This is a genomic window from Pseudomonadota bacterium (genome assembly GCA_039196715.1).
Taxonomy (GTDB): Bacteria; Pseudomonadota; Gammaproteobacteria; order CALCKW01; family CALCKW01; genus CALCKW01.
Window position 1 is genome coordinate 1 of sequence record JBCCUP010000135.1, and the last position, 5,979, is coordinate 5,979.

At 64.7% G+C, this 5,979-nt stretch carries 9 protein-coding genes; 1 reads left to right on the forward strand and 8 read right to left on the reverse strand.

Going from position 1 to position 5,979, the window contains the following annotated elements:
* Positions 1-278 precede the first annotated feature (278 nt).
* From AAGA11_22440 to AAGA11_22470, 7 genes are all read right to left on the reverse strand, one after another.
* A complete protein-coding gene (locus AAGA11_22440) occupies positions 279-641 on the reverse strand; it encodes a DsrE family protein (GenBank protein MEM9605635.1) in 363 nt (120 codons plus the stop codon).
* Positions 642-773: 132 nt separating this feature from the next.
* Positions 774-995 carry an amphi-Trp domain-containing protein gene (locus tag AAGA11_22445; protein MEM9605636.1) on the reverse strand — a complete coding sequence of 74 codons (222 nt, stop codon included), beginning with the start codon at positions 993-995 and terminating at the stop codon, positions 774-776.
* Between the two features lie 3 nt (positions 996-998).
* Positions 999-1,874: a DUF3445 domain-containing protein gene (locus AAGA11_22450; protein ID MEM9605637.1), complete on the reverse strand. Its 876-nt coding sequence runs from the start codon at positions 1,872-1,874 to the stop codon at positions 999-1,001.
* A gap of 2 nt (positions 1,875-1,876) precedes the next feature.
* Positions 1,877-2,803, reverse strand: a complete 927-nt coding sequence (cyoE, locus tag AAGA11_22455; protein MEM9605638.1) for a heme o synthase — start codon at positions 2,801-2,803, stop codon at positions 1,877-1,879.
* A 5-nt stretch (positions 2,804-2,808) separates the two neighbouring features.
* Complete coding sequence (locus tag AAGA11_22460) at positions 2,809-3,813, reverse strand: COX15/CtaA family protein (GenBank protein MEM9605639.1); 1,005 nt, start codon at positions 3,811-3,813, stop codon at positions 2,809-2,811.
* 3 nt (positions 3,814-3,816) lie between these two features.
* Positions 3,817-4,428, reverse strand: coding sequence for a hypothetical protein (locus tag AAGA11_22465; protein ID MEM9605640.1), 612 nt, complete (start codon positions 4,426-4,428; stop codon positions 3,817-3,819).
* A complete protein-coding gene (locus AAGA11_22470; GenBank protein MEM9605641.1) occupies positions 4,425-5,120 on the reverse strand; it encodes an SURF1 family protein in 696 nt (231 codons plus the stop codon). The genes AAGA11_22465 and AAGA11_22470 overlap by 4 nt, the downstream gene beginning before the upstream one ends.
* Positions 5,121-5,245: 125 nt before the next feature.
* Here AAGA11_22470 and AAGA11_22475 point away from each other — a divergent pair, with 125 nt between their 5' ends.
* Positions 5,246-5,458 carry a twin transmembrane helix small protein gene (locus AAGA11_22475; GenBank protein MEM9605642.1) on the forward strand — a complete coding sequence of 71 codons (213 nt, stop codon included), beginning with the start codon at positions 5,246-5,248 and terminating at the stop codon, positions 5,456-5,458.
* A gap of 96 nt (positions 5,459-5,554) precedes the next feature.
* On the opposite strand, the gene AAGA11_22480 is transcribed toward AAGA11_22475, so the two are convergent.
* The coding region (locus AAGA11_22480) for a cytochrome c oxidase subunit 3 (GenBank protein ID MEM9605643.1) at positions 5,555-5,979 on the reverse strand (425 nt) is incomplete at its 5' end.

The window sequence follows — 5,979 nt, forward strand, 5'->3', positions numbered from 1 at the left end:
CTCTACCCCGCGGGAGCGCGGGCGCTGCGGAGCGGACCCGGGCGAAGCCGTGCCAATCCAGGCCACATCGCCTTCGCGCCATCTTGGCTACGCCAAGGATGACGCTCTCACAGGGCCGGTGGCACCTCTGTCCCCTGTGGGAGCGCGGGCTCTGCGAAGCAGACCCGGGCGAAGCGATGCCAAGTCGGGCCGCATTGCCTTCGCGCCATCTTGGCTTTGCCAAGGATGACGCTCCCACGGGGGCCGGTGACGGCTCACTCTCCTGTGGGAGCGCGGGCTCAGTAGGTCAGGGCACGGTCGGACTCGACCAGCAGGCTCACGAGTGTGTCGGGCATGGCGAAGGCTGCGTTTCGGTCCTGCAGCAGCGACTCGTCGTAGCCACGCGCTTTGGCCGACATGCCGGAGAGGAAGAACTGCCCGCCCGTGGCGACGATCGCGTCGAGGTGTTCCCGCAGCGACCCGGTGCCAAGCCCTTCGACGGTGGCCAGTGCCGATTCGCTGAAGAGGTGGACGGCGTCACCGGCCAGAAACAGCGTGACCGTGTGCCCTTCGGCGAGCGCGGTCTTGGCGACCAGGAAGGCCAACGCGGCCTTGGTCGGGTTGTCGGGTCCGGTCGTCACGTGCACCAATATGCTGGCCATCGCAGCTCACCTCTCAACGCGTCGGGTAAGTCAGTGTACCCTGCCCTCGCCGCTCGATTGAAAGACCGAATGGGATCGGATCGGGTTGCACGCGGACGAACAGCCGCCCAGGTGCGTTTCAGCCAGGGTCGATCAGATCTCCCACTTGATCTGAAATTCGATCTCTTCCTCGCCGTCGCCACGCTCGTGCTCGATGTTGTACTTCGCGCGCACCGGCACGTAGATACGCTCGCCAGCAATCTGAATCTCGAACTGTTTGCCGTTCTCAAGGTCGTCGGCGAGGCGCCGCAGTTTGTCGATGAACTGGTCCAGCGGGTAGTCCTTTTCGATGTCGCGTTCGGGTTTGTCGCTCATGGCTCAGGTCTCCGTGTCGGTTGGGTCTTGGTAGGTGGACAGCACATCGCGAAAATGCGGCATCCGTTTGTAGTCGCTGAACGCCTCGGGCATGGCGGCGATGTCGTCGCGCAGCTGGGCCACCGCACCGGGCACCGCAGCGACAACCTCAAAGGGCACAACGTAGATGCGCACCGTGAACACCACCGCGCCGGTCTCGGGCAGTCGCCGCAGCGTCTGCCGCTCGACACGATAGTGCAAGTCCGTTACAGGCTCATCGGGTGCGGGAAACTCGGCAAGCGCATCGTCGGTTTGCAGTGACCAGTTGAAGCGCTCGACCGGCCGATCGACCCGCAGGTGGTTGAAGAAGCGGTCGATGCGGTCACCGAGGCGCGCGTTCAATTCCGGCACCGGTGCATGGATCGCGTGCAGGGGCTCACCGAGCTTCTCGCTGAGCGACCAGCGACTCGGCAGGCACAGGCTGCCGGCGGTCAGGCAATACTGCCCGTCGATCGCCTGGAGGATCAGGAGGTCTTCCTGAACCCAGGTCGACACCGTCCAGAGCGCGGTGTCGCCGGCGGGCTCCGCCAGCGGTACGCCACTCGGCGTGTGACACACCGCGCCCGACGGCGCGGTCCCGAAGACATCGGCGTGGTCTTCGAGCAGGTGTGCCCGCACGACGGGGACAAGTTCGGCGACAGCGGGCTCGGCGATCGCCGTCTGTTGGAACACCCGCACCCGATCCGCATCCCCCAGCGCACCCTTGTGGGCGTGGTAACGCGACCAGGCACTGTCGACCTGCAGCCATTCGGTCGGACCGATGGGCGACAGGCCCATGCGCAGGTTGGGGCCGTCGAGGTGGGGGGTGTAGGCGCGCGGCGCGCGGTCGGCGTCCGACACGCTCACGCCAGGGTGCGTTCGAGCACCGGCAGGTAGTGGTCGACCAACAGGACGGCAAAGAGGCCCATCAGGTACTTGATTGAAACCCAGAAGGTGATCATCGGCTGGCGGGTGTCGTCCGGGTTGCGGTAGAGCAACACGCAGTGCCAGAGGAACCAGACATCTAGCACCAGGGTGCCGAGCAGATACGGCACGTGGCTCATGCCGATCAGGAACGGCGAGAGCGTCACCGGAATCAGCAGAATCGCATAAAGCAGCACGTGCAGGCGCGTGTACGCGGTGCCGTGCGTCACCGGCAGCATCGGGATCTCAACCTTCGCGTAGTCGTTTCGCCGGTGGATCGCGAGCGCCCAGAAGTGCGGCGGCGTCCAAACAAACACGATCAGGGCGAGCAACAGCGGCTCGGCAGTGACTTCCCCGGTGACCGCCGCCCAACCGAGCACCGGCGGCATCGCGCCGGCGAGCCCGCCGATGACGATGTTCTGCGGCGACGCGCGCTTGAGGTACAGCGTGTAGACCACTGCGTAACCGATCAACGACAGGAAAGTCAGCCACGCGGTCAGGACATTGTTGAACACCACCAGAATGGCCATGCCGAGCGCCCCGATGCCGAGCGCGAACAACAACACCTCGCGCGAGCTGAGCGCCCCCTGGGGAATCGGCCGGTGGCGGGTGCGGGCCATCCTGGCGTCCGCCTGCTGGTCGATCAGGTGGTTGAGCGCGGCGGCGGAGGCGCTCGCGAGGCCGATGCCGACGGTGCCGGTCAGCGCGGGCAACCACGGCACCATACCGGGCGTCGACAACGCCATGCCAACCACCGCGGTGAACACCAGCAGCAGCACGACATTCGGTTTGGTGAGTTCGAGGTAGTCCCGCCACGAGCGGGCACTCCCCACGGTTGTCTCCACAGCAACAGCCACCTTGACCATCGAATTCACTGCGCGAGCGGGTACCGTCGACACCGGTGCAGGAGCATGACCATAGTCAACAACAGCAGCGCAGCGCCGCCATTGTGCGCTGTCGCGACCCACAGCGGCAAATGAAATACGATGTTACTCACCCCGAGGACGAGCTGAAGCGCCAGAACCCCGAGCAGCATCCGGCCGAACGCCGCGGTGCGTGGCGCGCCGGCGTGGCGCATCACCGAGAAGGCCGCAAGAATCAGCAACGCGCTGGCGACGATGGCGCCGATACGGTGGCTGATGTGAACGGCGACGCGGGATTCATTGGGCAGCACGCCGAACTCGTAATCGACGCCGAGGCCCCGCCAGAGCGTGAAGGCGTCGTCGAAGTTCATCTCGGGCCACCACTGGCCCTGACAGGTGGGCAGCTCGGGACACGAGAGTGCCGCGTAATTGGTGCTGGTCCAGCCGCCGAGGAAGATCTGCCCAAGCAGCGCGAGCATCGCCACCCACAGCAGCGGCCGAGCGGCCGCGGCTTGCGGATCGCGGTCGCCGTCGTCGACGGGTACGTCGCGGGTCCGCAGGTAGAGCAGCCAGAGCAGGCTCAGCGTGGCAAGCCCGCCGAAGAGGTGCGCGGTGACCACCGCCGGTTTGACCAGCAGGGTCACGGTCCACATGCCGAGCATGCCCTGGAAGATCACCAGCGCGAGCAACGCGACCGCGTGGCCAAGCGGGGCTCCAGCACGGCGGTGCTTCCAGGCGATCCAGGTGATGACCAGGATCACGAGGCCCAGCAGCGCCGCGACGTAGCGGTGCACCATCTCCTTGATCGCCTTGTCGGTCTCGACGGGACGCTCCGGGTAGGCTTCGTTCGCCGCGGCCACGTCCTCACCGAGCGGTACCAGCGCATGGCCATAGCAGCCCGGCCAATCGGGGCAACCGAGGCCAGCGTCGGAGAGACGCACCCACGCGCCCAGCACGATGACCACGAAGGCCATCACCGCGCCCGAGAGCGCGAGACGAGAGATGAGTTTCATGGCTTATCCGATTCGAGACGCCTTCAACAGGGTCTTGAGGTCTTTCAACATCGCCTTGGCGGGGATGTCTGCCGGGAAGCGGATCACGAGGTTGCCGAGTGGGTCGACGAGGTAGAGCTGACCCGGCTCCGCGAACACGCTGTCCCCGACCGCGTCGCGCACCCGCGCCCCGAGCCCGGCACCGTCCTGGTCGGCCCCAGCGTACAGGAGTTGCAAATGTTCTTCCTGCAGTGTCTCCGGCGGCGTGGTGTCGCCGACATAGAGCCGGCGCACGCGGTACATCTCGCGCCCGAGCATCACGCGAACCTGGCGGCTGAAGTACAGCCGTTCGGCGCAGGCCTCGTCGCACGCACCGTCGTGAAAAAAGAGCAAGGTCCATTGGCCGCGCAGGTGTTCCTGGTCAACCGGGTCGGCGTCGCCTACGGCCACCTGGGTGAACTCACCCATCGGCACGGCGGGCTCGATCAGCACGCCGTTGGCCTTGCTCGCAAACACGCCCCCTTGTTTGGCGGTCGCGAAGTAGTAACTCGCAATGCCGTATGGAACGGCAAAACACGCGATGACGGCAATCATTTTCATGCGACTGCGCCAAAGTGCCTTGTTTTCGGTTGTCATGTGTTCTCCGGACGCTTGCGCACGCACAGCACCACCACGATCAACACGAGCGTCGCTGCCAGTGCGAACCATTGGAGCGCGTAAGCGTAGTTTTGTTCAGGCCCTTTTTGCACGGGTTTCCAGATCGATTCGTAGCCCCAGGCGATGTCAGCCGACTGGACCACACGCGGCACCAGTTCGAGTTGCAGCAGAGCGCCGATCGCTGCGAAGTCCTCGACCTGAAGCACGCGCGGCCACCCTGCATCGCCGCCAATTGCGTCACCGAGCGAGAAGCGCTCGGGCGGCACCACAGCGAGGCCGGTGAACGCGACGGACGCTGCCGTGTCGTCGGGCAACGCGACATCGGGTTTCTCGGCACGCGAGGCACCGAGCGGGATCCAGCCTCGGTTGACCAGTATTGCCTTTCCGGGCTTGTAAATAACCGGTATAAGCACCTCGTAACCGGCCACCTTGCCGTTGACGCGGTTGTCGAGCAGAAACTGCCGGTCGGCGTCGACCTGTCCACGCACCGTCACCGGTACGTAGCGCACGGTGGTGGCTTGCAAGGCGTCGTCCTCGAGCGAGACCGGCGCCTGTTGCAGCGCAGCGGCCGACGCATCAAGCAGCGTCTGGCGCTCGGCGGCCCGACCGAGCTGCCAGAATCCGAGCGACAACAACAGCGGCAACACCAGCACCGCACAGAGGATGGGCACGAGCGGGGCCGAGAACCGCAGCGGTCCAAGGTCGAATACGACGAGATTGGCGCGCCGTGCGGGACGGGCACGCGCAGGGGCTTCGGGTATACTCTTTCGCACGTCAACCCCGCTGAATCGTCGCCATGCTGTTAGTCAAGGTCCTGCTCGTCGTGCTGCTCGTGATGATCTGCGCTGCGCTCTTTTCGGGGCTTGGCTTTCTGATCAAGGACAAGGGTGAAACCAACCGCTTGCGCAACGCGTTGACGATCCGCATCGGTTTGTCGGTGCTCGCCATCGTCATTGTCATTATCGCCGCAATGACCGGCGTCCTGGAACTCAATCCACGCCCTCAATAGCGCCGCCAACGACATCAGGCGCGCACTCCCGGTGCGCGATACTGCACAAAAAAAGCGCCCGGTTCGGACGCTTTTCTTGTGTGTGCTGACCTGCGCCTAGAGGATGTAAACGAACAGGAACAGCCCCAGCCACACCACGTCGACGAAGTGCCAATACCACGCGGCCGCTTCGAAGGCGAAATGGTTCTCAGCGCTGAAATGCCCCTTCATGCCACGGAACATCACAATCATGAGGATGATCGCACCCATGCACACGTGGAAACCGTGAAATCCGGTCAGCATGAAGAAGGTGGAGCCGTAGATGCCCGAGGTGAGCTTGAGGTTCAGGTCCCTGTAGGCGTGTATGTACTCGTAGGCCTGGCAGCCAACGAAGATAAAGCCGAGGGCAACGGTGGCGAACAACCAGCGCACCATCTTTGCCCGATCGCCGTCGCGGATGGCGTGGTGGGCGATGGTGCAGGTAATGCCGGAGGTGAGCAGCAGCAGCGTGTTGATCAGGGGCAGACCAAACCAGCCCATCA